Below are 23,857 nucleotides of genomic sequence, written 5' to 3'. Positions count from 1 at the left end.
CGCTCCGTCAGCCTTTGCGGCGATAAAGATAATCATGGGGCAATCCCATCCGCACACTCGCCTGACACGGCGGCGATTGGGGAGCGGCGCGCCGGTCGGCCAGTCGCCCCGCGAGTTTGAGCGCCATGCGATCGAGACGCGTCAGATCGAAGCGCACACCAAGGTCAAGCCGCTGGCGGATATGATCGGGAAGCAGCGACACCGACGCCCGCGCGATCGCGCGGTGCAGGAAACGCGGCACGTTCGGGGCGGCGCGACCCGACTGGATGATGTCGAGAAATTCGAAGATGATCGGATGCGGCTCGAACCGTGGTTCGAGCGCCGCCATCATATCCATGAAAGCATCGATCGTCTGCGGCGTGTGCCGCGCGCCGAATTCGCGGCCGATCGCCTCGCTGTCGCGCATAAAGCGATTCTTGTCGGCTTCGCTCAGCGGGTGGACGAAGCGGTCATACGCCGTCAAAAAACCATAGGATGCGGTCGCCGCAACCCAGTCGAGCAACACCGGATCCATCGCGCGATATTTTTCGCCGCCGGGGGTTTCGCCCTTCACCTTGCCGTGCAGCCGGTTGACGCTGCCGATCGCCGCCCTGGCGGTGCTGGCAGGACCATAGCAGGAGAGCATCGCGACCAGCCCGGTGCGCTTCGAGCGGCCGATCGGGTCGGCCTTGTACGTCGAATGATCCCACACCCCGCTGCGGATGCGCGGCTCGGCAAATTCCAGCAGCACCGCGGCGATGCCGCCGATCCCCAGCGCAATCTGGTTTTTATAGACGCGCCACTGGACGCTGTCGGGGGCGAGCAGCGCAGGCTCGCCAATGGGGGCGGTGAAATCGACCGCCGTCCCCATATAGCTGTCCTGCGCCATCTCCACTTGCAAGTGCTCCCTTAAAAATCGAGACCGACGGTCAGGCCATAGGTCCGCGGCTGATTAGCAAAACGCACGACGACATTGGCGTTGCTCGACACCGCCGACCAATAATATTTGTCGAACAGGTTTTTCGCCCACAGCGACACCGACCAGCCGCTTTCGTCGCGAAGCCCGACGCTCGCGTTGACGGTGCCATAGGCATCGACCTTGTAGAGATCGATATCCTCGAAGATCGTGTTCGACTTGCTCTGATACCGCGCGCTGATCGCACCGAAGGCATCGATCGTGTCGGTGGCCGGGGTATCATAGGCGAGCGTGATGCTGCCCTGGAATTTCGGGCTATAGATGAACTCGGCCCCGTCGAAATTCTCGGGCTGCCCGGCGGCGTTGGTACCATCATAATCGATGACCCGCGTCTTCAGCCACAAGGCGCTGGTCGAAATACTGACCCCCTGCATCGGCCGGACGATCAGCTCGCCCTCGACGCCATAGGCTTTGGACTTGGGCACATTGTCGAGCCGCGACAGCGCGGTGTAGATCGGATCGGCGAAATAGGTGCTGATCTGCTTGTCGCGATAGTCATAGTAGAATGCCGACAGGTTCGCTTGCACCATGCGGTCGGCGAGCGTCGCCTTGACCCCGACTTCATAGGCGGTCAGCTGCTCCTGCTTCACTGACGCATTCTGCCGCGCCGTGCTGGCCGTGTTGACTGGCGTCGTCCCGGCCTTGTAGCCGCGCGACACAGAGGCATAGAGCAAGGTATCGTCGTTCGGCGACCAGTCGAGCGCGACGCGCCAGGCGACATTGTCTTCATCCAGTACCGACTTCACCTCGCCGAACATGTTGCTCACGGGGTCGAAGGTGTTGCACTGGCCCTGCGTGATCTCCGGCGGGGTCCTGCCATAGGTTTGGGTATAGAGCGCGCGGTTCACGACATTGACGTTGGGCAGCATATTGCCGTTCACGTCGCGCGAGCAGCCATTGTAGCGCTGCTTGTCCTGCGTGTAGCGGACCCCTGCGGTCAGCTTCAGCTGCTCGGCGAGCTGCCAGTCGCCATTGGCAAAGATGCTCCACGTCGTCGTATTGATCCGGCCGATATCCTGAAAAGTGCGAAACGCCTGCGACAGTTGCAGCGCGGTATAGCCGCCCGAATTGAACGGCGACGCCAGCAACGGAATTCCGGCGGCACGGATCAGCCGGGGGTTGGCGTTCTGCCCCAATATCGTGCGGTTGGAATCGAGGATGCGGTCCTTCGCATAATAGCCGCCGACGAGCCATGTGACCGGTCCCGATTCGCCCTCGACATGCAGTTCCTGCGCAAAGCTCTTGATCCGGCCGACGGTGTTCTGAAGCAGGATCTCGAACGGCGCGCCGCTCCAGTCAGACAGCGAGTTGCGCTTGAAGTCATTATAGCTGGTGAGCGAAACCAGCTTCATCGCGTCGCCCAAATCCTGATCCCAGCGCAGCTTGAGGCCCCAAAAGCGATTATCCTCGGCGAGCGGACCCTTGAGCCCCAATCCGGTCCCAATGTCGGCCGAGCGCTCCGCCTCGGGCGCCCAATCGGCCTGGCGAGCATTGGTCGGGAAATTATTCGCCAGATAGGTGGCGAGGCCCGGCGTGTTGAAAAAGCGCGAATTGCTCGTGCCGCCGACCGGATTGGTCGCAGGCGTAAAGCCGATCCCCTGCCCGACCACCGTGTCGGACTTGTTCTGCCACCATGTCACCGACAGGTCGAAATGGGTACCGGGGCCGGGATCGAAGGCGAGCGAACCGCGCACGCCCAGCTTCTCGACCTCGCCCTGCCGCTCGCCGCGCGAATTGCTGACCTGCCAGCCCTTGTCGCTATTCTCGCTGCGAAAGGCGACGCGCGCCGAAAGCCCTTCAGCGAGCGGGCCGGACAGATGGCCGCCGATATTCCACGTCTGATAATTGCCAAGGTCGGCGCGAATGCTGCCCTCGAAACTGTCGGTCGGCTTGCCGGTGATGAAGTTGATCAGCCCCGCGGTAGTGTTGCGGCCATAGAGCGTGCCCTGCGGTCCTTTCAGGATTTCGACGCGCTCCAGATCCATCACCGGGCCGGTGTTCATGATCGGATAGGCATAGGAGACTTCATCGACATAGGTGCCGACGGTCGAGGTCGACGACAGGTTGATCGTGTTGAAGCCGATACCGCGCAATGTGTAGGTCGGCACCCCCTGATAGCTTTGCGAGACGGTGAAGCTCGGCGCGACCGCGGTCAGGTCGCGGACGTCGGTGACGCGCAGATTTTCCAGCGTCTGCCCGTCGACCGCCTGGATCGCCATGCCGACATCGTTGAGCGATTCGGCGCGGCGCTGTGCGGTGACGATGATCTCGCCCTCAACCGGCGCGGCTTCTGCGGCCACGTCTCCCGCTGCATCGGCGGCGAAGGCCGGAGCTGCAAACGCAAGGCTGGTCGCGGTGCCCGCGAGCAGGAAAAGTCGATATGCCGTCATGGTCAATCCTCCCTCAATCGGCTTGTCGCGCGGCTCGTCTTTGTGCGAGCGTCGTTCCAGCCGGACCCTGACAGATGAGATTATTGCTCGGCGATCAACAAGCTGTCATCTGTGTCAGGATGGTTTTGGGGAATTGGTCGGCGTGACAGATTATCAAGCGCTTAGCTGGTCGCGGCTTCCGGCGATGATCGCCGCGGTGCAGGCCGCGGGCGACGCGATCGGCCTGCCCTATATCGCCGCGCAGGCCGATCTGGGCGACCCCGAGCCGATGGCCGATGAGGAAGGCCGCCCCTATGCCGTCGCCAGCTTTGCGTGGATAGACCCGGCGCATGAATATTGGCGCGACCGCAAACTGGCGCTCCACATCCCCTTCCTGACCGCCGCCCGGCTGGTCGCCGAGCCCTTTTACTACAGCGATGGAGCCCTCAACAGCTGGCGCCCGACCGGACTGCTCGACGCGGTCGATTGCAGCCAGGTCCGCGAAAGCCCGCATCTGGGCGAGGCAATCATCGCCCCCGTCCATCTGCCGCGCGGCCTTGTCGGCGCGGTGGTCTGGTGCTCGCGCGAGCCGGTGGGAGTCGCCGCGCTGTTCGCCGACCATGCCGAGCGGATGCACACGCTCGCGCTGCAACTCGTCGCGACGCACAATGAGGCGCGCGACCGGCCGCGCAATGCGACGGTCCCGCAGATGCTGACCCGCCGCGAAGTGCAATGCCTGCGCTGGGCGGCGGCGGGAAAGACCGATGGCGAGATCGGCACGATCCTGTCGCTGTCGGTTTCGACGGTGCGCTTTCACCTGCGCAACGCCGCCGCCAAGCTCGGCGCGACCGGGCGCGCGCAGTCGATCCAACTCGCCGCCGGGCTGGGCTTTGTCGGCGCGCGCGCCGCCTGACGCATTCGCCAGCTTGGCCCCCGCGCCGCACAGCCTAAAGATCGCAGCATGGACATGCTGAACGACCCTGAACTTGCCGCCTTTCGCGACGAAATACGCACCTTTCTGTCGGAGCATCTCCCCGACGAGCTGCACCGCGCAGCCAGCCGCGCGACAAGCGTGTTCATGGACCCCGCGGTCTCACTCCCCTGGCAGCGCATATTGAACGCGCGCGGCTGGGCCGCGCCCGACTGGCCCGAAGCCTTTGGCGGCCCGGGATGGAATGAGGCCCAGCGCTATATCTTCGCCGCCGAATGTGCCCGCGCGGGCGCCCCGAACCTCGCGCCGATGGGGCTCAAGATGGTCGCGCCGGTGATCATGCACTATGGCAGTCCCGACCAGCAGGCGCATTATCTGCCGCGCATCCTGTCGGGCGAGGATTATTGGTGTCAGGGCTTTTCAGAGCCCGGCGCGGGGTCCGACCTTGCCGCGCTGCAATTGCGCGCGACGCCCGATGGCAGCGACTATATCCTGAACGGCTCAAAAATCTGGACCACCCACGCGCATTTCGCGAACCGCATGTTTTGCCTCGTTCGCACTTCGAACGAGGGCAAGCCGCAGGCGGGGATCAGCTTCTTGCTGCTCGACATGACGTCGCCCGGAATCACCGTCGAACCGATCCGCACCCTCGCCGGCGACCATGAGCTGAATCAGGTTTTCTTCGACGATGTCCGCGTCCCGCAGGCAAACCGGCTGGGCGCCGAAAATGAAGGCTGGTCGGTCGCCAAGCATCTGCTGACCTTCGAGCGCGGCGGAAAATATGCGCCGGGGCTGATCGGGCGCCTCGAACGGCTGCGCGCGCAAGCCGGTCTCGACGCGGTGCAGCGCGCGCGCGCAACGCGCGAGGCGATCAACCTGCGCGCGCTGCAAGCGCTCGAAATCAAGGCGATGCGCGGGCTGGGGGGCAGCACCGCGCTCTACGCCTCGGCGCTCAAGATCATGGGCACCGACAGCGCGCAGCGGATCGACAGCCTGGCATGCGATATCGCGGGGCATGCAGCTTGGGCCGAGGCAGACGGACAGACCTCCGCCGAACTCGCCATCGCGGTGCCGCGCTACCTCAACGACCGTGCGGCGAGCATCTATGCGGGGTCGAACGAGATCCAGCGCGATCTGGTCGCACGCATACTGCTCGGCTAGGCGGCGGCTTCGGCGAAACGCGCCAACTGACCCGCCGACCCGATGGCGGCGGCAACCGCCAGCGCGCGCTTGAAATAGCAGCCAAGGCTCAACTCCTCGGTCAGCCCCATCGCCCCGTGGATCTGCACCGCGCCCTCACCGACGATGCGAACGGCGTCGCACACTTCGACGCACGCCGCGCTCACCGCCGCATCGCGCTCGGCGCCGTCCAGCGAAAGCACGGCAACCTCGGCCAAGGCGGTCGCCTTCATCAACGCCAACTGCATATCGGCGACGCGGTGGCGGAGCACCTGAAACGATCCGATCGCCGTCCCGAACTGCCGCCGTTGCCCGAGATAATCGACGCTTTCGCCGAGCATGCGCTGCATCAGCCCGGCCGCCTCGACGCAGCGCGCCGCGAGCATCAGGTCGTTGATCCATGCCGCGCGTGCGCCTGCCACCTCACCCTCCGCCAGCATTTCGACATCGGACGGCGCGAGCGCAAAACCCAGATCGGCGTTCATGCTGCCATCATGCATAGCGCGCGGCCGTCGCTCGACCTTCGCATGGTCCGCGGCGATTAACAGGATAGCGGCTCCATCGGCCAAGACGAACAGGTCAGCCCCCGCCGCTCCCGCAACCAATGTTGCCGTTCCGCCGACGATCCAGCCGCCATCACCGCGCTCGACCCGTGGCATAGCCGACGCCGAGGCCGGACAGATGATCGCCGCCCGCAGTCGCCCAGCCGCCAGATCGGCAAGCGCCGCATGTCCAGGCGCTGCCTGTGCAATCAGCATCGTCGCCGCCGCATGCGACAGCCAGTCGGCGCCCGCGAGCGCGGGGCCAAGTTCGGCCATCACCAGCGCGATGTCGCCCGGCCCACCGCCAAAGCCCCCCGCGGCCTCGGGCACCGCAACGCCGCCAAGGCCCAGCTCGTCGGACAATTGCCGCCAATCCGGTCGCTGGTTGTCGGCCAGAAAGCGTTGCAGGCTGTCGCGCAGCATCTGCTGCGGCGCGCCAAACGGCAGGTCGAGGCCAGTCATGTCGGCGTCCCGGCGCCGTGGTGCGATATGTCGTGCGTCATGCCCGATCCATGCGGCGGCCAGCGAAACGCCGCTAGCTGACGAGCGTGGCAGGTGGTCAGAGCGGCAGTTCGGTCGTCGACTTGATTTCGGACAGCGCGACGGTCGAGTTGATCTCCTGAATCCCCGGAAGCTTGCTCAGCCGATCGAAGAAGAAGCTTTCATAAGCGTCGATATCCTTCGCGACGACGCGCAGCATGAAATCCATCGCCCCCATCAGTACATAGGCGTCAAGCACCTCTGGAAAGGAGCGAAGCGCCGCGCTGAACTCGTCGAGATTGGCGCGTCCGTGCGCGTTGAGCTTCACCTGCGCGAAGACATGCGCGCTCAGCCCGACCTTGCGCCGGTCGACGATCGCCACGCGCTTGCGAATAAAGCCGTCGCGTTCGAGGCGATCAATGCGGCGCCAGCAGGGCGATGCCGACAGGCCGACGCGCTCGGCGATCTCGGCCGTCGTCTGATTCGCATCGCGCTGCAATTCGCGGAGGATATTTATCTCAAAACTGTCCAACTGGGTCATTCCATCCTGATATTCTATATATCTGGGTTTGAATATCCAAAATTCATCCGAAAATTGGGCAAAGCAAGCAAGATTGCCCGCTCCTGAGATGCGATAAGGCCGTCCTTGCCCGAAGGAGAGTCTCATGGTCGCCCGTCTTGCCCGCCTGCACCCACCCATGGAGTGCGTCCGCCTGCACGACCCGAAATACGGGCTCGACGGCGTGATCGCGATTCATTCGGCCGCCTTGGGGCCGGGCGCCGGGGGATGCCGCCTTTGGAGCTATGCCGACAGGGACGCCGCGCTCGCGGATGCCGTCCGGCTTGCCGAGGGCATGAGCTATAAAAATGCCCTCGCCGGCCTGCCTCTGGGCGGTGCCAAGGCAGTGTTACGGAGGCCTTCGGGCGATTTCGACCGTGCCGCGCTGTTTCAGGCGTTCGGGCGCGCGGTCGAGGAACTCGGCGGCCGCTATGTCACCGCCGAAGATGTCGGCACATCGGTCGCCGACATGCAGGAGGTCGCGACCATGACGCGCCATGTCGCCGGGCTGCCTTCCATCGAAGGCCGTGCAGGCGGCGATCCGTCGCCATGGACTGCCCGCGGCGTGTTCGAATCGATGCAGGCCGCCGTCGCCTTCGCTCTCGGCCGCGATCTTTCCGGATTGACCGTCGCGGTGCAGGGTACCGGCAATGTCGGCGCCGACCTTTGTCGCCGCCTCGCCGACGCGGGCGCACAGCTGATCGTCGCCGACCCCAACCCGGCCAGGCGCGACCGGCTGGCGCATATTCTGGGTGCCCGGGTGGTCCATGTCGACGACATCGCGGGGGTGGAGGCCGATATCTTCGCGCCCTGCGCGCTCGGCGGCGCGCTCGATCAGGATAATGTCGGCCGGCTGAAGGCGAAGCTGGTGTGCGGCGCCGCGAACAACCAGCTCGCGAGCCCCGAGATCGCGGCGCTGCTGGTCCAGCGCGGGATCACCTATGCCCCCGATTATGTGGTCAACGCCGGCGGTATCATCAGCGTCTCGGCCGAATATCTGGGCGAGAACGAAAGCGATGTCGCGGCGCGCGTCGCCGAAATCGCACCGCGGGTCACCGCGATCCTCGAACGCGCGGCCTGCGAGAAAATGTCGCCCGCGGTCGTCGCCGACGAAATGGCCGAGCATGTGATCGCGGGCGCGCAGCGCGCGGCGGCCTGATGTCGCGGTTCCAAATCGACGCATTGGTCGACCCGCAATCGCTGCCGCGCATCGCCGGTTTTTTCGCGCAGCGCGCGATCATTCCGGCCGAGATGATCATGCGCGTCGCAGGCGAGCGGATGGAGATCGAGGTCGCGGTGCCCGGCCTCGAACCGGCCCGCGCGGAGGTCATCGCGGCGAAACTGGGCGAAGTTTTTGCGATTCTCGATGCCCGGGTCGCGGCGCCGGTTTAGGCCGCCGCGATCACCACATTGCGGTGCTGATCAAAGAGAGCGGCGATCAAGCGGGCATAGGGCTGCGATCCCGCGCACAAGACCAGTTCGTCGCCGTCCCATCGGATCAGTTTTCGCGCCTCAAAGCCGGATAGCGCCTGCCGTGCTGCGGCGACGCGGTCCGGATCGAACCGAGCGCGTCCCTGACAGAGGATCGCCTTGATGATATTTCCGCGCCATTGATCCTCGGCATCCAGCCGCACGCCGCGCGTCGCGGGCAGTATCCCCGACCCGACCAGATCGCGGTACGGCCCGGCCTTTTTCTCATTCTGCACGATCAGGTCGGGCAATTTGCTGATCGCGCTTGCCCCGAAACCCAGCAGCACCGGCGCGTCGTCGGCGGTGAAGCCCTGAAAATTCCGGTTCACCCTGCCCGCTGCGGCGGCGATCGCCAGACTGTCGCCCGGCCGCGCAAAATGGTCGAAGCCAATCGGGACATAGCCCGCCGCGGTCAGTCGTTCGAAACCATGCGCGGCCTGTTCAAAACGCAGTCGGTCCACAGGAAGGTTGCTGCCATCAATCCGCCGCTGGCGCGGGATCATCGCCGGAAGATGGGCATAGCCGAACAGCGCGATCCGGCTGGGCGCGATGCGGATCGTCTCGCCCAGTGTCGCGTCGAGATCGGCCATGCTTTGTCCGGGCAGCCCGTACATCAGGTCGAAGTTGATCGCGTCGATCCCGCGCAGCCGCAGCGCCGCGACCGCGGCCTCGATGTCGGCAAGCGGCTGGACGCGTCCGATCGCCTGCTGGATATGCGGTGCGAAGGTTTGCACCCCCATGCTCACCCGGCCGACGTTCGACGCCGCGAGCACCAGCGCCCATTCGGACGTGAAATTGCGCGGATCAATCTCGACCGAAATATCGGGCTTGCTGACGTCAAACGCCGTCTGGAGGCGATCGAGCAAGCGGACGAAATCGACCGGCGCGATCGCATTGGGGCTGCCACCGCCAAAGGCAATATGCTGCACCCGGCCCCGTCCGCCAAGCCGTTTGGCGACCGCGCCGATTTCGCTGTACAGCGCCGCCAGATAATCGATCAGCCGCTGCTTGCGCCCCGCCGCGCCGGTGTTGCAGCCGCAATACCAGCAAATCTGTTCGCAAAAGGGAATGTGGACATAGAGCGACAGCGGAGTCGCCGATTCGACCTGATCGAGCGCCCGCGCATAATCGGCTGCACCGACATCATCGCCAAACTCGAGCGCGGTCGGATAGCTTGTGTATCGCGGCACCGGCCGTGCGAGCAATTCGGGGTAGTGGGTCCACATGCCGATGATCTAGGCGACCCGCGCCGCCGCAACATTGATTCAGGTCAAGGCAGCGGTGATCATATACAGCAATTTTTCTTCTGATCCTTGCTGCGCCGGTCGCTGGCGGCGTGACAGGCCTTGGCGCAATCGCGACCGCCGCCGCGATCAGGCGCGGTGGGGTCTTGCGGCAAGACAAGCATCCGGGCGCCCGCTCCGCAGCCCGGTACGATCAGAAGCTGCGCATCGCTCGCCAGCGGCGCAAAGGCGAGCGCGGCGGCGGCGGGAACCGCTCCCCAAATACGGCACATCATGGCGCCTCGTCCTCTTCATCCTCGACAAAGATACGCAGCGCGGCGCCGTCGAGATCGTCAAACTGCCCTCTGCGCAGCGACCAGAAAAAGGCCGCGAGACCCAACAGACCGAGCCCAAGCGCGATGGGAATGAGGAAGATCAGGCCGTTCACCGGATCGCCCTTTTCAGCCGCAGCGCATTGCCGACGACGATCAGCGACGACCCCGACATCGCGATCGCCGCGACCAGCGGGGTGACATAACCGAGGAAGGCCAAAGGCACGGCGATGAAATTATAGCCGATCGCGAGACAGAAATTCTGCCGCACGATCGCCTGCGTCCGCCGCGCCATGCGCACCGCCTGCACGACAGGCATCATATGGTCGCCGAGGAAGATGCAGTCAGCGGCGTTTTTTCCCGCATCGCTCGCCGACCCCGGCGCCATCGACGCATGACCGGCGGCAAGCGCCGGCCCATCGTTAAGTCCGTCGCCGATCATCAGCACCCTATGCCCCGCCCCCGCCTGCCGTGCGATCGCGGCGAGCTTGTCCTGCGGGCTCATCCCCGTCTGCGCCGTCAAACCCAGCTCGCGCGCAACCGGCGCAACGGCTTCGGCACGGTCGCCCGACAGGATCGTCGGCGCAATACCCTCGGCGCGCAGCGCGTCGACCGTCGCACGCGCATCGGGACGAAGCTGGTCGGCGAAGTGGATCGTCGCGACCGGATCCCCGTCGATGGCAAGCTGGGTCGCCAGCCCGTTGTCGCCAACCGGCATGTCGGGACGGCCGAGCGTGACGCGGCGCCCATGCCATGTCGCCTCCATACCGAAACCCGGAGTTTCGCTCAGTGCGTCCACGGGCTCCGCGTTAACGCCCATCGCGGTGAGATCACGCGTCAGCGCAGCGCTCAACGGATGGCGGCTCGCCTGCGCCAGTGCCAGCAGCAACGGCCGCACCGTCGGCTCGACATCATCGAGGTTCGTCGCAACCGGTCGGCCAAGCGTCAACGTCCCGGTCTTGTCGATCAGCGCGCGATCGACCTCCGCCAGCCGCTCGAGCGCCGAGCCGTCCTTGATCAGCACGCCGACGCGCATCAATGCCCCCGCCGCGACGATCTGCGCCGCCGGCACCGCAAGGCCGAGCGCGCACGGGCAGGTGATGATCAGCACCGCGACCGCGATCAACATGCTCTGGTGCCAGCCCGCGCCCGCGACCATCCAGCCGGCAAATGCGAGCAGCGCCAGCGCATGAACCGCGGGGGCATAGAGCCGCGCCGCGCGGTCGGCGATGCGGACATAGCGCGACTTGCCCTGCGCCGCCTCGCCCATCAGCCGCGCGATGTCGGCGATCGCGGTGTCGGCGCCCGCGGCGGTGATCTTCACCCGCACCGGCGCATCAAGATTGAGCGTCCCCGCATGGACCCGGTCATCGACACCAACGCGCTGCGGCACGCTTTCACCGGTGAGCAGCGACAGGTCGATCTGACTCGCGCCCGCGGTGACGATGCCGTCGGCGGCCAGCCGCTCGCCCGCCGCGACGAGCATCACCATGCCGGGCTCAAGTGCATTTGCCTCGACCCAGCGGCTCGCGCCGCCATCCTCGACGACCATCGCGCCCGCGCCCATGTTGCGCAGCAGCGCGGTCACACCGCCGCGCGCGCGGTCGCGCATCACGCTGTCGAGCCAGCGCCCGCACAGGAGGAAGAAGATCAGCATTACGACGCCGTCGAAATAGGCGTGCGGCCCACTCGTCGCGGTCTCGTACAGACTAAGCGCCGTGGTGATGAGCACCCCGATCGCAATCGGCACGTCCATATTGGTCTGACCGTGGCGCAGCGCGCCCCACGCCGAACGGAAGAAGGGCCGCCCCGCATAAGCAACGGTCGGCAAGGCAATCAGCGCCGACAGCCAGTGAAACAGGTCGCGCGTCGCTCCGGTGGCGCCCGACCAGACCGACACCGAGAGCAGCATGATATTCATCATCGCAAAGCCCGAGACGCCCACCGCGAGCAGCAGCTCGCGGCTTGTCGCCGCCTCGGCTTCGGCGCCTTCATTGGCATCGCCGATCGGATGCGCCTCAAACCCCAGCAGCGTGAAGGCGCCGATCAAATCGGGGGTTTCGGCGTCGGGCGCGCACGACAGATGCACCCGCTTTTCGGTGAAATTGACCCGCGCCGCAGCGATCCGATGATCGCGGACCAGCCCCTGCTCGAGTTTGGCGATGCAGCCCGCGCAGCGCATGGCGGGAACCGCAAAATCGCGCTCGACAAGCAGGAAGGCTGCGGCGCCGCTCACCTGAGGTCGATCCGGTAACGCGCTTCGTCGGCGGCATGCCGCACCGACAGGTCGAGCCGCCAGCGCCCCGCAGGCAACGCCTCGGCCGACCGCAGCGTCCCGTCCATGCCCGCCTCGAACCGCATCGGTCGCGACGGGGCGCGGCCGAGTGGATGGGCGATCGTTGCCGCGACGCCCATGCCTTCGAGCAGCATGCCATCCTTGCGAAACGCCAACCGAACATGCCGGTCGCGATCGACGCTGACTGTCCGCTCCCACCCCAACTGGTCCTGCGCATCGGCGCGCGCGAGCCATTCATTATAATGCTGGCTCGCGACATAGCTATTCTCGACGACCTTGCCGCCGAAAGTCGACATTGCGAAATGCGCCATCACGAAATTGACCGTCATCACCACCCCGAAAAAGCCGACGAGGATCGCGGTCATGTGCCAGCCGGTGAAGGCGCGGGGCGTCGGCTTGTCGGTCATTCTGCTGTCTCCGGCCGGTCGAACTGGATGGTGTCGCTGTCGCCGCGCTCCTTGCCGTCGAGCCCGCGCGTCGCGATGGTGAAATCCTGTCGCGCCGGCCCCTTGCCGGGGGCGGCGATGAACAATTTCACCGGCGTCACGCTGTCGGGCGGCAGCGATATTTCGACCCGCTGCGCGGCCTCTTCGCGCGACCCCGCCTCGGTCCACAGCTGTGCGCCGTCGAGCCCGGTGACCGACACTTCGACGCGGCGCGGCCGCGTTTCCATATTACGCAGCTTCAGCGTGTAATTGTTGCGGATCATCCCGTCGGACAGCTGGACATAGAGCGGGCTGCGCTCGTGCTGGACGGCAAGGTCAAGCCGCGTGCGCTGGCCCAGCGAGAAGAGCATCGCCGCACCGATCGCGCCCCAGATCCCCAAATAGATCAAGGTGCGCGGGCGCAGCAATGTCTTGCGGATCGGCTGCGCCACGCCGCCGGCCTTTTCGGCTGCGGCATCGTCGAGGGTGCAATAATCGATCAGCCCGCGCGGACGCCCGACCTGCGCCATCACGCCGTCGCACGCGTCGATGCACAGCGCGCAGGTGATGCAGCCGATCTGCGGCCCTTCGCGAATGTCGATCCCGGTCGGGCACACCGCGACGCACTGGTTGCAGTCGATGCAGTCGCCGAAAGCGCCGGGATGCGCCTGTGCCTTCTTGGTGCTGCCGCGCGGCTCGCCGCGCCAGTCCTTATAGGTCACGAGAAGCGATTTTTCGTCCATCATCGCGGTCTGGATGCGCGGCCAGGGGCACATATAAATGCACACCTGCTCGCGCAGGAAACCGCCGAGGATGAAGGTCGTCGCGGTCAGCACCGCGACCGTCCCGTAAGCGACCAGCGCCGCATCGCCGCTCCAGAACTCACGGGTCAGCGTCGGCGCGTCGGCGAAGTACATGATCCACGCGCCGCCGGTCCAAAAGGCGATGGTCAGGTAAATCGCATATTTGACCGTCCGCTTGGCGATCTTCTCCGCCGTCCATGGCCCGTTCGCGAGCCTGATCTGCGCGTTGCGATCGCCGTCGACCAGCCGGTCGACATGCTGGAACAGGTCGGTCCACACCGTCTGCGGGCAGGCATAGCCGCACCAGGCGCGGCCGACCGCGCTGGTGACGACGAACAACCCGATCCCCGCCATGATGAGCAGGCCCGCGACATAGTAAAATTCATGCGGCCAGATTTCGATCTGGAACATGTAAAAACGCCGGTTCGCCAAGTCGACGAGCACCGCCTGGTCGGGCGCATAGGGCCCACGGTCCCAGCGTATCCACGGCGTGCCGTAATAGATCGCTAGCGTGATCCCCATGATCGCCCATTTGAAGCGGCGAAAGGGACCGTCGACCTTCTTGGGGTAGACACCCTTCCGCGCTTCATAGAGCGAGGGAGGCGGATCGGCGAGAAGGTCAGCGCTGGCCATTGGCTCCCGGACCTTTCGCTTCGCTTGCCGCCGGCATGGGCGCCGGCGCGAGTGCCGATTTCTCGCCGCCGCCGAGCGAATAGACATAGGCGGTCAGCATCTTGATCGTCACGGGGTCGAGCCGCTCGCCCCAGCGCGGCATCACGCCGTTGCGCGGTGCATCGATCGTCGCGGTCAGGCTGGCGCGGTCGCCGCCATAGAGCCAGATTGCGTCGGTCAGCTTCGGCGCGCCGACCTTGCGGTCGCCTTCGCCCTTCGCGCCGTGGCAGACGGCGCAATTGTCCGCGAATATCGTCGCCCCGCGCGTCGCCGACGCGCTCGGCTTTTCCTGCCCGCTGATGACGCGGATATGGCTGACGACATCGGCGATCGCTTTGGCGTCGAGAATTCCGTCGCGCCCGAAGGCGGGCATCAGGCTGGTCCGCGTTACCTTATGGTCGGGGTTCCTTATGCCATGCTCGACCGTATAGGCGATGCTGGTCAGGTCGCCGCCCCACAGCCAGTCGTCGTCGGTCAGGCTGGGATAGAGTTTCGCAACCCCCGCCCCGCCCGCGCCGTGACACTGGACGCAATGGACCTTGAACGCGGCGCTCCCGCCCTGCACCGCCGCGCGCATCAGTTCGGGCTTGGCGGTCAGGTCGGCGATCGGCGTCGCAGCGATCGCGTTGACGATCGGCGCCCGGCGCACAGCGTCGGCGCGCATTTCCTTTTCCAGCTCGCCCCGGCTGGTCCAGCCGAGAACCCCCGTCGTCGCGCTGTTGACCAGCGGCCAGGCTGGATAGAGGATGACATAGATAAGCGCCCAGACGATGGTCGCATAGAAGGTCCACAGCCACCAGCGCGGCATCGGCGTATCGAGTTCCTCGATCCCGTCCCATTCATGCCCGACCGTGCTCGTACCGGTGGCTTCGTCGATGCGCTTCCCTCCGGCAGCGGCTGGAAAATTGTCGGAGTCAACCATGTTCGTCGTCCTTGAAGATCATCCGCGCCGCTTCTTCATTGCGGTGCCGCGCGCCCTTGCGGAATGGCCAGGCGACCAGACCGAGGAACAGGATCGCCATGGCGAGCAGCCCCCAACTGTCGGCGAAATGTCGCAGATCATTGTAATTCATGGCGCCTTCTCCGCAGTGGGCGCGGGCGCGGCGGCCTGTTCCTGCGGCGCCGCCTTGTCGACGTCGACCAGCGTTCCCAGCATCTGGAGATAGGCGACCAGCGCATCCATTTCGGTGATCCGCGCCGGATCGCCGTCGAAGTCACGCACCTGCGCCTTGGGATAGCGCTTCTGAAGCTCGGCGGCGCCGCCCGCGTCGGGATCGGCCTGCGCCTTCACATCGTCGTTCGCCGCGGCGATCGACGCCTTGCTATACGGCACACCCAGCCGCGACAATGCGGTCAGGTCGCCGCGCATATCGCCGGTCTTGAGGTCGCGTTCGGCCAGAAAGGCATAAGGAGGCATGATCGATTCGGGCACGACGGCGCGCGGGTCGATCAGGTGGGCGCGGTGCCATTCGTCCGAATAGCGGCCGCCGACGCGTGCAAGGTCGGGCCCGGTGCGCTTCGATCCCCATTGGAAGGGATGGTCATACATGCTCTCGGCGGCGAGGCTGTAATGGCCATAGCGTTCGACCTCGTCGCGGAACGGACGGATCATCTGGCTGTGACAGGTATAGCAGCCCTCGCGCATATAGATGTTGCGCCCGGCAAGCTCGAGCGGGGTGTAAGGCCGCATTCCGTCGACCTTCTCCACCGTATTGTCGATCCAGAACAAGGGGGCGATCTCGACGATCCCGCCGATCGTCACCGTGATCAGCGCGAGCGCGCCGAGCAGGGTGACATTGCGTTCGATGCGTTTGTGGCTGAAGCGCTTTGCGGCTTTCTCACTGGCCATTGCCTGGCTCCTTATTCAGCGGGAACGGGCGCGAGCGGACGGTCCGCTGCGGCGTTATACGGGGTCTCTGTCATCGGCTTTTCGGCGCGCACCCTTCCGCTGAGCGTCGCCCAGACGTTGAAGACCATGATCAGGAAGCCGGCGAGATACATCGCCCCGCCCGCGGCGCGGATCAGATACATCGGGTGCATCGCGGCGACGCTTTCGACGAAGCTGTAGACGAGATAGCCGTCCGCCCCATATTCGCGCCACATCAGCCCCTGCATGATCCCCGCGACCCACATCGACGCGGCGTAGAAAACGATCCCCACCGTCGCGAGCCAGAAGTGCCAGTTGACCAGGCGCAGGCTGTAGAGGCGCGGGCGTCCCCACAGGCGCGGCACCAGATAATAGACGCAGGCAAAGGTGATCATGCCGTTCCAGCCCAGCGCGCCCGAATGGACGTGGCCGATCGTCCAGTCGGTGTAATGCGACATGGAGTTGACCCATTTGATCGACATCATCGGGCCTTCGAAGGTGCTCATCCCGTAAAAGGCGAGCGCCATCACCATCATGCGGATGATCGGGTCGGTGCGGATCTTGTCCCACGCGCCGTTCAGCGTCATCAGCCCGTTGATCATCCCGCCCCAGCTCGGCATCCACAGGATGATCGAGAAGACCATGCCCAGCGTCTGCGCCCAGTCGGGCAGCGCGGTGTAGTGAAGATGGTGCGGTCCGGCCCAGATATAGAGGAAGATCAGCGACCAGAAGTGCAGGATCGACAGGCGATAGCTATAGACAGGGCGCTCGGCCTGCTTCGGCACGAAATAATACATCATCGCGAGGAAGCCCGCGGTCAGGAAAAAACCCACCGCATTGTGGCCGTACCACCATTGGGTCAGCGCATCCTGCACCCCGGCAAAGGCGGCATAGCTTTTCGATCCGAGCAAGCTGGCGGGCAATGCCAGATTGTTGACGATGTGAAGCATCGCGATGGTGATGATAAAGCTCAGGTAGAACCAGTTGGCGACATAGATATGCGGTTCGCGGCGCTTGACGATCGTGCCGACGAATACGACCAGATAGGCGACCCAGACGATCGTCAGCCACAGGTCGACATACCATTCGGGCTCGGCATATTCCTTGGCCGCGGTGACGCCCATCAGATAGCCGGTCGCCGCCAGCACGATGAACAGCTGGTATCCCCAGAAGACAAAGCGCGCGAGCGTCGGAAAGGCGAGCCGGGCGCGGCAGGTGCGCTGCACGACATAATAGCTGGTCGCGATCAACGCATTGCCGCCAAAGGCAAAGATCACCGCCGAGGTGTGGAGCGGCCGCAGCCGCCCAAAGGTCGTATATTCCAGATTGAGGTTCAGCGCCGGAAAGGCGAGCTGGAGCGCGATGAACAGCCCCGCCGCCATCCCCGCGACACCCCAGAACAGGGTCGCGATGACGCCCCAGCGGATCGGGTCGTCGTCATAGACGCGCTCATCGGCGGGGGATTGCAGCACCCCGCGCGCCGCAACGCCGTAATCGGCGCGCGAGACGGCGAACCACAGCGCGGTCAGACAGGCGACCGCGACGATGACCATGTGCACGGCAAAGGGCGCATCGACGGCCAGCGCGGCCGCCACCAGCGCCAACAAGGCCAGCGCGAGCCAGCCCCCCGCCTTGAAAACCAGACCGTCGATCATCGCAATACCCCATTTGGCGCAGCCCTTTGCTGCGTGGATGGGATCGCCATGGGCGTTTCGGCCGCGGGATACATTGACCTGGATCAACGAATTTGTTGCGCCGCATCAATGCGGTGCCCGGTGCACCGGATCAGAAGGGCTCCATCAACCGAGGAGCCAAATCATGATACCCAAGTCTCTCCCCCTTATCGCTCTGGCCGGGGCGCTCGCGCTACCCGGACAAGCAGCCGCAAAGAGCGGCGATCTGCAGGTCAAGATACTCGCGACGCTGGTCGCCCCCGATGGCAAGCTCAAGGATGTGAAGCTCGACGCGATCGGGCTGCCCGCGGGTGCCCAGACCAAGGCCGACGACAATGTCATCCCGACGATCGCGATCGAATATTTTGTCGCCGACCATATCTCGATCGAAACGATCGCCGGGGTGACCCAGCATGATGTCGTCGGGCGCGGCGCGCTCGCCGGCGCGGGGCTGGTGTCCGACGCGAAGATCGTCCCCGCGACGCTGACACTCAAATATCATTTCGGTCAGGAAGATGGCATCCAGCCCTATGTCGGCGCCGGACCCAGCTATTTCATCTTCATCGACGAAAAGCCGGGTGCGGGTGCGGTCGCGCTCGGCGCGACGCGGCAAAAGATGAACGACGCGCTGGGGTTCGCGCTTCAGGCCGGGGTCGACATTCCGCTTAATGACAAGGGACTGTCGGTAACGCTCGACGCCAAGCGCTACTTTATGCGGCCGACCGCGCGCTGGCTCGCGGGGACGACCGAAGTGCTGCGCACGCGCCACAAGCTCGATCCGTGGGTGATCAGCGCAGGCGTAGGCTTCCGCTTCTGAGTCAGCCCGCCATCACCACCATCGCCGCGCGGTCGTTAATCACGACCTCGCGGCGCGACGGCAGGTCGAGTACCCCCTGGGCGCGCATTTTGGTCAGCTGGCGGCTCGTCGTCTCGATCGTCAGCCCCAATATATCGGCGATCTGCTGACGGCCGAAGGGCAGCTCGAACCCCTTGTCGAGCGTTCCGGCATCGCATCCCTGCCCCGATAGGCGTTCGGACATTTCGAGCAGGAAGGAGGCGACCTTCTCCGACGCCGACTTGCGCCCGAGCAGCATCATCCAGTGCCGCGCACGGTCGAGCTCGTCTAGCGTGCGGCGGAGCAATTTTTGCTGAAGGTCGGGGTGCGAGCTTGCAAACGTATCGAAACTATTGCGATTGAAGATACACACTTCGGCGTCGGTCATCGCGGTGACGCTGTACGGGCTGGTCTTGCCGAACGGGCGGCCGATGAAATCGGACGGAAACACAACCCCGACAATCTGCTCGCGCCCATCGGCGGTCGCCACGACCAGCTTCAATACACCATCGAGAACGTTCGCCACTACCGGCGCATCATCCCCCTCCCACAACAGCGTATGCCCCGCCTTCACGCGCTGACGGCGCCCCATCTTGCCGAGCAGGAGAAGCTCGTCGGCGTCGAGACTGGCACAAATCGCGCGGTTGCGCACGACACAGGAAGAACAATCCGTCACACTCGCTCTCTACAAAATCGGAGCCGCCACGCCGAAGGGAATTTGTCCCGGCGGCGATCCATGGTGGAAGTCCGGGCATCTAACATCGCATTGTGGCGCGATGATGCCAATCGCGATACGATGGAATGCTCACGCCGCCTTCGCATCAGACCGAGAGAAACGACATGAGTGACAGGAAAAGTCCCAAGGATAAGGGCTCTGGTCAGGCCCCCCAACCGAAGACCGGCGCCGTGACGCCGGTGCCGCTGTGCCGTTACGAGGAACTGGCGCTGCGCGAGAATCACTTGCGGCACGCGGCCTCCCGACTGAACGAGAAATAGACCAGTTCCACCCGGTCGACGCACGGCTTCAGGCCGTCCGGCGGACCGCGTCGCCGACGGGATCGTCGAGACGGAAGAAGAGCGCAAGCTGCAGGCTTTCGGCGATACGCGCCGCCTTAGCCTGAAGCGCAGCCGCCGCGGCGCTCGGCATGACCTCATCAGTAACCTCCGACCAAAGTGCGAGCCAGCGGTCAAACAGCGCCGGGGTGATATGGGCTTTGTGCTTGAGGTGGGCGGCCATCGGGCTGCCCTTGTAGCGGCCGGTCGTCAGCATCACCGACGACCAGAAAGCGGTAAGTCGCTCGAGATGCTCGGCCCAGTCGTTCACCGCCGCGTTGAAAAGCGGGCCGAGTTCGGCGTCGGCGCGCACGCGATCGTAGAAAATCGGGATCAGCCGTGCGAGGCTGGCCTCATCGATATCGCTGTTGTCGTTCACACCGCTGTCCAATCATGCAGATGCACTGCATCTATGTCGGACAGTTGAAACATGCAACAAAAATGCATATTATGCGGTCAAACGGGATTGGGAATTTGCGATGCGCCTGACGCGCTACACAGACTATGCAATGCGGGTGCTACTCTATCTGGGCGCCCAACCAACGGATCGGCTATCCTCGATCGCCGAAATGGCGGACGTCTATGATATTTCACAGAATCATCTGATGAAGGTCGTCAGCGATCTGGTCAACGCCGGCTATCTGGAAAGTGTGCGCGGCCGGTTCGGCGGCGTGCGGCTCGCGCGCGCGCCAGCGGAAATCAACATCGGCGAAGCCATACGCCACACCGAGGATAGCTTCGCCCTGGTCGACTGCGCTCCCTGCATTATCGCGCCGGCGTGCGGGTTGACGAGTGTGCTGGCCGAGGCGCTTGCGGCGTTCATGGCGGTGCTCGACGGCTATACGCTGGAAGATCTGCTGAGTAGGCGGCGAGGGTTGCGCGCTCTGCTGGCATTGAGGCTTTAGGCGCCGCTGTCCAATCGTGCGACTGGATCGGCCGCAGGAAGGCCCCCTGCGGCGGGTGGCGGAGGGGGCGTATGTTGATGTGCTGAGGTTGGGTGTGATTGGTTGCGGGAGTAGGATTTGAACCTACGACCTTCAGGTTATGAGCCTGACGAGCTACCGGGCTGCTCCATCCCGCGCCACCAATATGCGGATCGATGGGTTGATGTTCAACCGGCCTGATCCGTAAAACAGCAAAAGGCCGGCATTTCTGCCGGCCTTTTAACTTTGTGAATGGGTTTTTCTGATTTCGTACCGCACGTCGGCCACAATGCCTGGCGACGTCCTACTCTTCCGTTGCTTAAGCAGCAGTACCATCGGCGCTGTCAGGTTTCACGTCCGAGTTCGAGATGGGATCGGGTGGGTCACTGACGCCATGGTCACCAAGCAATGAGGCCGGCGTGGGTCAAAATCGGGTTTCAATCGATGTCCGTGCAATATTTGTCTGACTACAATCATCCACTTCGCGGACGTTCCTGAGGCTTTTGGCCATTCAGGATTGTCGTTGATGGTGGGACTCTTAAGTGCGAATAGAGCAATTAGTATCGGTTAGCTCCACACATTGCTGCGCTTCTACATCCGATCTATCAACGTGGTGGTCTTCCACGGCTCTAAGAAATCTTATCTTGAGGGAGGCTTCCCGCTTAGATGCTTTCAGCGGTTATCCCGTCCATACATAGCTACCCTGCTGCGCGGCTGGCGCCACGACAGGTACACCAGAGGTATGTTCAACCCGGTCCTCTCGTACTAGGGTCAACTCCTCTCAAATTTCGACGCCCACGGCAGATAGGGACCAAACTGTCTCACGACGTTCTGAACCCAGCTCACGTACCACTTTAATTGGCGAACAGCCAAACCCTTGGGACCTGCTCCAGCCCCAGGATGTGATGAGCCGACATCGAGGTGCCAAACGATTCCGTCGATATGAGCTCTTGGGAATCATCAGCCTGTTATCCCCGGCGTACCTTTTATCCGTTGAGCGATGGCCCTTCCACTCGGGACCACCGGATCACTATGACCGACTTTCGTCTCTGCTCGACTCGTCAGTCTCGCAGTCAGGCAGGCTTATGCCATTGCACTCTTGCAGACGGTTTCCAACCGTCCTGAGCCTACCATCGCGCGCCTCCGTTACTCTTTAGGAGGCGACCGCCCCAGTCAAACTACCCGCCACAGAGGGTCCCTGATCCAGTTTCATGGATCGAGGTTAGACATCAGAAAACAACAGGGTGGTATTTCACCTATGGCTCCACGTCAGCTGGCGCCGACGCTTCAAAGCCTCCCACCTATGCTACACAGTTCTTTCCTAATGCCACTCTGAAGCTGCAGTAAAGGTGCACGGGGTCTTTCCGTCTAACCGCGGGTACTCCGCATCTTCACGGAGAATTCAATTTCGCTGAGCATCTCCTGGAGACAGTGGGGAAGTCGTTACGCCATTCGTGCAGGTCGGAACTTACCCGACAAGGAATTTCGCTACCTTAGGACCGTTATAGTTACGGCCGCCGTTTACCTGGGCTTCATTTCGCAGCTTGCACCACTCCACTTAACCTTCAGGCACCGGGCAGGCGTCAGGCCCTATACGTCGTCTTGAAGCCGACTTAGCAGAGCCCTGTGTTTTTGCTAAACAGTCGCTACCCCCTGGCCTGTGCCCCCCACAACTGGTTGCCCAGAAGTGGGGCCTCCTTCTTCCGAAGGTACGGAGGCAATTTGCCGAGTTCCTTCAGGAGACTTCTCTCAAGCGCCTTGGTATACTCTACCATTCCACCTGTGTCGGTTTAGGGTACGGTCTATAATGGAGGGGCTATTTCCTGGAACCTCTTCAAAGCCTGCTCAATCCAATAAGAGCAAACAATTTACGAGATCCGTCACACACCTCCAGGCCCACGAATATTAACGTGGTTCCCATCGACTACCCCCTTCGGGCTCGTCTTAGGGGCCGGCTTACCCTGCTCAGATTAGCTTTAAGCAGGAACCCTTGGAATTTCGGCGAGAGGGCATCTCACCCTCTTTATCGCTACTCATGTCAGCATTCGCACTTCCGATACCTCCACGACCCATTACCAGATCGCTTCATCAGCCTACGGAACGCTCCGCTACCGCGTGATCGTAAACGATCACACCCTAAGCTTCGGTGCACGTCTTGAGCCCCGTTACATTTTCGCCGCAGGAACCCTTATTTAGACCAGTGAGCTGTTACGCTTTCTTTAAAGGATGGCTGCTTCTAAGCCAACCTCCTGGTTGTTTTGGGATTCCCACATGCTTTACCACTTAGACGTGACTTGGGGACCTTAGCTGTAGGTCAGGGCTGTTTCCCTTTTGACGACGGACCTTAGCACCCGCCGTCTGTCTGCCAGATATTACTCTTGGGTATTCGGAGTTTGGTTAGAATTGGTAGATCTCGCGACCCCCGCATCCATCCAGTGCTCTACCCCCCAAGGTATTCGTCTGACGCTCTACCTCAATAGATTTCGCGGAGAACCAGCTATTTCCCGGTTTGATTGGCCTTTCACCCCTAAGCACAACTCATCCGACAATTTTTCAACATTGAACGGTTCGGTCCTCCAGTGCATGTTACTGCACCTTCAACCTGGTCATGCATAGATCACCGGGTTTCGGGTCTAATGCAACAAACTCAGTCGCCCTATTCAGACTCGCTTTCGCTGCGCCTACACCTAACGGCTTAAGCTTGCTTGTTACACTAAGTCACTGACCCATTATGCAAGAGGTACGCTGTCAGGTCTCAAGGACCCTCCAACTGCTTGTAGGCGTTCGGTTTCAGGTACTGTTTCACTCCCCTCATCGGGGTGCTTTTCACCTTTCCCTCACGGTACTAGTTCACTATCGGTCATACAGGAGTACTTAGGCTTAGAGGGTGGTCCCCCTACGTTCAGACAGGATTTCACGTGTCCCGCCCTACTCATATCCTTTGACATCGCTTTCACATACGGGGCTGTCACCCACTATGGCGCTCCTTTCCAGAAGCTTCTGTTAGCTGAATCAAAGGCATTGGCCTGGTCCGCGTTCGCTCGCCACTACTAACGGAGTCTCTGTTGATGTCCTTTCCTCCAGGTACTGAGATGTTTCAGTTCCCTGGGTTCGCTTCACCAAAGCTATGTATTCACTTCGGTGATACCCTTCCCATTTAACCTTCGACGCCGATTACTCGGCGGCGAAATTAAATGGTGAGGGTGGGTTTCCCCATTCGGAAATCGTTGGATCAAAGCTCGCTCACAGCTCCCCAACGCTTATCGCAGC

23 protein-coding genes, 1 tRNA gene and 2 rRNA genes (1 of these 26 cut by a window edge) are annotated in these 23,857 nt (G+C 63.2%); 7 read left to right on the top strand and 19 right to left on the bottom strand.

All coding sequences use genetic code 11. The annotated features are described in order from the left end of the window. Positions 1–7: 7 nt before the first annotated feature. Together CDQ91_RS16280 and CDQ91_RS16275 are read right to left on the bottom strand one after the other, a co-directional pair. A complete protein-coding gene (locus CDQ91_RS16280; RefSeq protein WP_088473781.1) occupies positions 8–868 on the bottom strand; it encodes an oxygenase MpaB family protein in 861 nt (286 codons plus the stop codon). A 20-nt stretch (positions 869–888) separates the two neighbouring features. Continuing rightward, complete coding sequence (locus CDQ91_RS16275) at positions 889–3,345, bottom strand: TonB-dependent receptor (RefSeq protein ID WP_088473780.1); 2,457 nt, start codon at positions 3,343–3,345, stop codon at positions 889–891. Between the two features lie 142 nt (positions 3,346–3,487). On the opposite strand from CDQ91_RS16275, the gene CDQ91_RS16270 reads away from it, so the two are divergent. Both CDQ91_RS16270 and CDQ91_RS16265 read left to right on the top strand, forming a co-directional pair. Continuing rightward, on the top strand, positions 3,488–4,237 hold the full coding sequence (locus CDQ91_RS16270; protein ID WP_088473859.1) for a helix-turn-helix transcriptional regulator: 750 nt from the start codon (positions 3,488–3,490) through the stop codon (positions 4,235–4,237). Between the two features lie 48 nt (positions 4,238–4,285). Beyond that, positions 4,286–5,416, top strand: coding sequence for an acyl-CoA dehydrogenase family protein (locus tag CDQ91_RS16265; RefSeq protein WP_164499267.1), 1,131 nt, complete (start codon positions 4,286–4,288; stop codon positions 5,414–5,416). Here the strand turns inward: CDQ91_RS16265 and CDQ91_RS16260 are convergent. Continuing rightward, positions 5,413–6,438, bottom strand: coding sequence for an acyl-CoA dehydrogenase family protein (locus CDQ91_RS16260; protein ID WP_088473779.1), 1,026 nt, complete (start codon positions 6,436–6,438; stop codon positions 5,413–5,415). The two genes, CDQ91_RS16265 and CDQ91_RS16260, sit on opposite strands and share 4 nt — an antisense overlap. 97 nt (positions 6,439–6,535) lie before the next feature. Then, positions 6,536–6,997 carry an Lrp/AsnC family transcriptional regulator gene (locus CDQ91_RS16255; RefSeq protein ID WP_088473778.1) on the bottom strand — a complete coding sequence of 154 codons (462 nt, stop codon included), beginning with the start codon at positions 6,995–6,997 and terminating at the stop codon, positions 6,536–6,538. A 124-nt stretch (positions 6,998–7,121) separates the two neighbouring features. Here CDQ91_RS16255 and CDQ91_RS16250 point away from each other — a divergent pair, with 124 nt between their 5' ends. Further along, positions 7,122–8,174, top strand: a complete 1,053-nt coding sequence (locus CDQ91_RS16250) for a Leu/Phe/Val dehydrogenase (RefSeq protein ID WP_088473777.1) — start codon at positions 7,122–7,124, stop codon at positions 8,172–8,174. Beyond that, on the top strand, positions 8,174–8,407 hold the full coding sequence (locus tag CDQ91_RS16245; protein WP_088473776.1) for a hypothetical protein: 234 nt from the start codon (positions 8,174–8,176) through the stop codon (positions 8,405–8,407). Before CDQ91_RS16250 ends, CDQ91_RS16245 begins: the two co-directional genes overlap by 1 nt. On the opposite strand, the gene hemN is transcribed toward CDQ91_RS16245, so the two are convergent. From hemN to ccoN, 10 genes are read right to left on the bottom strand one after another with little or no spacing between them, the layout of a single operon-like run. After that, positions 8,404–9,711 (bottom strand): oxygen-independent coproporphyrinogen III oxidase, encoded by a 1,308-nt coding sequence (gene hemN, locus CDQ91_RS16240; RefSeq protein ID WP_088473775.1) that lies wholly within the window; start codon positions 9,709–9,711, stop codon positions 8,404–8,406. The two genes, CDQ91_RS16245 and hemN, sit on opposite strands and share 4 nt — an antisense overlap. A 59-nt stretch (positions 9,712–9,770) precedes the next feature. After that, positions 9,771–10,004: a hypothetical protein gene (locus CDQ91_RS16235; RefSeq protein WP_144036799.1), complete on the bottom strand. Its 234-nt coding sequence runs from the start codon at positions 10,002–10,004 to the stop codon at positions 9,771–9,773. Further along, positions 10,001–10,156: a cbb3-type cytochrome oxidase assembly protein CcoS gene (gene ccoS / locus CDQ91_RS16230; RefSeq protein WP_088473773.1), complete on the bottom strand. Its 156-nt coding sequence runs from the start codon at positions 10,154–10,156 to the stop codon at positions 10,001–10,003. The genes CDQ91_RS16235 and ccoS overlap by 4 nt, the downstream gene beginning before the upstream one ends. Continuing rightward, on the bottom strand, positions 10,153–12,222 hold the full coding sequence (locus CDQ91_RS16225) for a copper-translocating P-type ATPase (protein WP_088473857.1): 2,070 nt from the start codon (positions 12,220–12,222) through the stop codon (positions 10,153–10,155). Before CDQ91_RS16225 ends, ccoS begins: the two co-directional genes overlap by 4 nt. Positions 12,223–12,272: 50 nt before the next feature. After that, positions 12,273–12,743, bottom strand: a complete 471-nt coding sequence (locus tag CDQ91_RS16220) for a FixH family protein (protein WP_088473772.1) — start codon at positions 12,741–12,743, stop codon at positions 12,273–12,275. Then, positions 12,740–14,197, bottom strand: a complete 1,458-nt coding sequence (ccoG, locus tag CDQ91_RS16215; protein ID WP_088473771.1) for a cytochrome c oxidase accessory protein CcoG — start codon at positions 14,195–14,197, stop codon at positions 12,740–12,742. Before ccoG ends, CDQ91_RS16220 begins: the two co-directional genes overlap by 4 nt. Continuing rightward, positions 14,184–15,158, bottom strand: a complete 975-nt coding sequence (gene ccoP, locus CDQ91_RS16210) for a cytochrome-c oxidase, cbb3-type subunit III (protein WP_088473770.1) — start codon at positions 15,156–15,158, stop codon at positions 14,184–14,186. The genes ccoG and ccoP overlap by 14 nt, the downstream gene beginning before the upstream one ends. Then, positions 15,151–15,309, bottom strand: a complete 159-nt coding sequence (locus CDQ91_RS16205; protein WP_088473769.1) for a cbb3-type cytochrome oxidase subunit 3 — start codon at positions 15,307–15,309, stop codon at positions 15,151–15,153. The genes ccoP and CDQ91_RS16205 overlap by 8 nt, the downstream gene beginning before the upstream one ends. Continuing rightward, complete coding sequence (ccoO, locus tag CDQ91_RS16200; protein ID WP_088473768.1) at positions 15,306–16,085, bottom strand: cytochrome-c oxidase, cbb3-type subunit II; 780 nt, start codon at positions 16,083–16,085, stop codon at positions 15,306–15,308. Before ccoO ends, CDQ91_RS16205 begins: the two co-directional genes overlap by 4 nt. An 11-nt stretch (positions 16,086–16,096) precedes the next feature. Next, positions 16,097–17,755: a cytochrome-c oxidase, cbb3-type subunit I gene (gene ccoN, locus CDQ91_RS16195; RefSeq protein ID WP_088473856.1), complete on the bottom strand. Its 1,659-nt coding sequence runs from the start codon at positions 17,753–17,755 to the stop codon at positions 16,097–16,099. Between the two features lie 166 nt (positions 17,756–17,921). On the opposite strand from ccoN, the gene CDQ91_RS16190 reads away from it, so the two are divergent. After that, positions 17,922–18,593 (top strand): OmpW/AlkL family protein, encoded by a 672-nt coding sequence (locus tag CDQ91_RS16190; RefSeq protein WP_088473767.1) that lies wholly within the window; start codon positions 17,922–17,924, stop codon positions 18,591–18,593. Position 18,594: 1 nt separating this feature from the next. Here CDQ91_RS16190 and CDQ91_RS16185 read toward each other — a convergent pair whose 3' ends face one another. Continuing rightward, a complete protein-coding gene (locus CDQ91_RS16185) occupies positions 18,595–19,287 on the bottom strand; it encodes a Crp/Fnr family transcriptional regulator (protein WP_088473766.1) in 693 nt (230 codons plus the stop codon). A 164-nt stretch (positions 19,288–19,451) separates the two neighbouring features. Between CDQ91_RS16185 and CDQ91_RS21325 the strand changes: the two genes are divergently transcribed. After that, complete coding sequence (locus CDQ91_RS21325) at positions 19,452–19,607, top strand: hypothetical protein (protein WP_158213696.1); 156 nt, start codon at positions 19,452–19,454, stop codon at positions 19,605–19,607. A 28-nt stretch (positions 19,608–19,635) separates the two neighbouring features. Here the strand turns inward: CDQ91_RS21325 and CDQ91_RS16175 are convergent, their stop codons facing one another. Continuing rightward, positions 19,636–20,043: a group III truncated hemoglobin gene (locus CDQ91_RS16175; RefSeq protein WP_088473764.1), complete on the bottom strand. Its 408-nt coding sequence runs from the start codon at positions 20,041–20,043 to the stop codon at positions 19,636–19,638. Between the two features lie 100 nt (positions 20,044–20,143). On the opposite strand from CDQ91_RS16175, the gene CDQ91_RS16170 reads away from it, so the two are divergent. Then, on the top strand, positions 20,144–20,569 hold the full coding sequence (locus CDQ91_RS16170) for an RrF2 family transcriptional regulator (RefSeq protein WP_088473855.1): 426 nt from the start codon (positions 20,144–20,146) through the stop codon (positions 20,567–20,569). A 99-nt stretch (positions 20,570–20,668) separates the two neighbouring features. Here the strand turns inward: CDQ91_RS16170 and CDQ91_RS16165 are convergent. The 3 genes from CDQ91_RS16165 to CDQ91_RS16155 form a co-directional block, all read right to left on the bottom strand. After that, a tRNA-Met gene (locus CDQ91_RS16165) sits at positions 20,669–20,745 on the bottom strand. Positions 20,746–20,878: 133 nt separating this feature from the next. Beyond that, positions 20,879–20,993: ribosomal RNA gene (rrf, locus tag CDQ91_RS16160) — 5S ribosomal RNA — on the bottom strand. Between the two features lie 132 nt (positions 20,994–21,125). Continuing rightward, positions 21,126–23,857: ribosomal RNA gene (locus CDQ91_RS16155) — 23S ribosomal RNA — on the bottom strand (it continues 63 nt past the right edge of the window).

This window comes from Sphingopyxis witflariensis (assembly GCF_002205635.1).
In the GTDB taxonomy this organism is placed as follows: domain Bacteria; phylum Pseudomonadota; class Alphaproteobacteria; order Sphingomonadales; family Sphingomonadaceae; genus Sphingopyxis; species Sphingopyxis witflariensis.
This window is presented reverse-complemented; position numbering and strand designations above follow the sequence as displayed.

Bases quoted from the DNA above. Each gene is read 5' to 3' on its own strand.
- CDQ91_RS16280 (WP_088473781.1), bottom strand. From the start codon at position 868: ATGGCGCAGGACAGCTATATGGGGACGGCGGTCGATTTCACCGCCCCC.
- CDQ91_RS16275 (WP_088473780.1), bottom strand. From the start codon at position 3,345: ATGACGGCATATCGACTTTTCCTGCTCGCGGGCACCGCGACCAGCCTT.
- CDQ91_RS16265 (WP_164499267.1), top strand. From the start codon at position 4,286: ATGGACATGCTGAACGACCCTGAACTTGCCGCCTTTCGCGACGAAATA.
- CDQ91_RS16260 (WP_088473779.1), bottom strand. From the start codon at position 6,438: ATGACTGGCCTCGACCTGCCGTTTGGCGCGCCGCAGCAGATGCTGCGC.
- CDQ91_RS16255 (WP_088473778.1), bottom strand. From the start codon at position 6,997: ATGACCCAGTTGGACAGTTTTGAGATAAATATCCTCCGCGAATTGCAG.
- CDQ91_RS16250 (WP_088473777.1), top strand. From the start codon at position 7,122: ATGGTCGCCCGTCTTGCCCGCCTGCACCCACCCATGGAGTGCGTCCGC.
- CDQ91_RS16245 (WP_088473776.1), top strand. From the start codon at position 8,174: ATGTCGCGGTTCCAAATCGACGCATTGGTCGACCCGCAATCGCTGCCG.
- hemN (WP_088473775.1), bottom strand. From the start codon at position 9,711: ATGTGGACCCACTACCCCGAATTGCTCGCACGGCCGGTGCCGCGATAC.
- CDQ91_RS16235 (WP_144036799.1), bottom strand. From the start codon at position 10,004: ATGATGTGCCGTATTTGGGGAGCGGTTCCCGCCGCCGCCGCGCTCGCC.
- CDQ91_RS16225 (WP_088473857.1), bottom strand. From the start codon at position 12,222: ATGCGCTGCGCGGGCTGCATCGCCAAACTCGAGCAGGGGCTGGTCCGC.
- CDQ91_RS16220 (WP_088473772.1), bottom strand. From the start codon at position 12,743: ATGACCGACAAGCCGACGCCCCGCGCCTTCACCGGCTGGCACATGACC.
- ccoG (WP_088473771.1), bottom strand. From the start codon at position 14,197: ATGGCCAGCGCTGACCTTCTCGCCGATCCGCCTCCCTCGCTCTATGAA.
- ccoP (WP_088473770.1), bottom strand. From the start codon at position 15,158: ATGGTTGACTCCGACAATTTTCCAGCCGCTGCCGGAGGGAAGCGCATC.
- CDQ91_RS16205 (WP_088473769.1), bottom strand. From the start codon at position 15,309: ATGAATTACAATGATCTGCGACATTTCGCCGACAGTTGGGGGCTGCTC.
- ccoO (WP_088473768.1), bottom strand. From the start codon at position 16,085: ATGGCCAGTGAGAAAGCCGCAAAGCGCTTCAGCCACAAACGCATCGAA.
- CDQ91_RS16190 (WP_088473767.1), top strand. From the start codon at position 17,922: ATGATACCCAAGTCTCTCCCCCTTATCGCTCTGGCCGGGGCGCTCGCG.
- CDQ91_RS21325 (WP_158213696.1), top strand. From the start codon at position 19,452: ATGAGTGACAGGAAAAGTCCCAAGGATAAGGGCTCTGGTCAGGCCCCC.
- CDQ91_RS16170 (WP_088473855.1), top strand. From the start codon at position 20,144: ATGCGCCTGACGCGCTACACAGACTATGCAATGCGGGTGCTACTCTAT.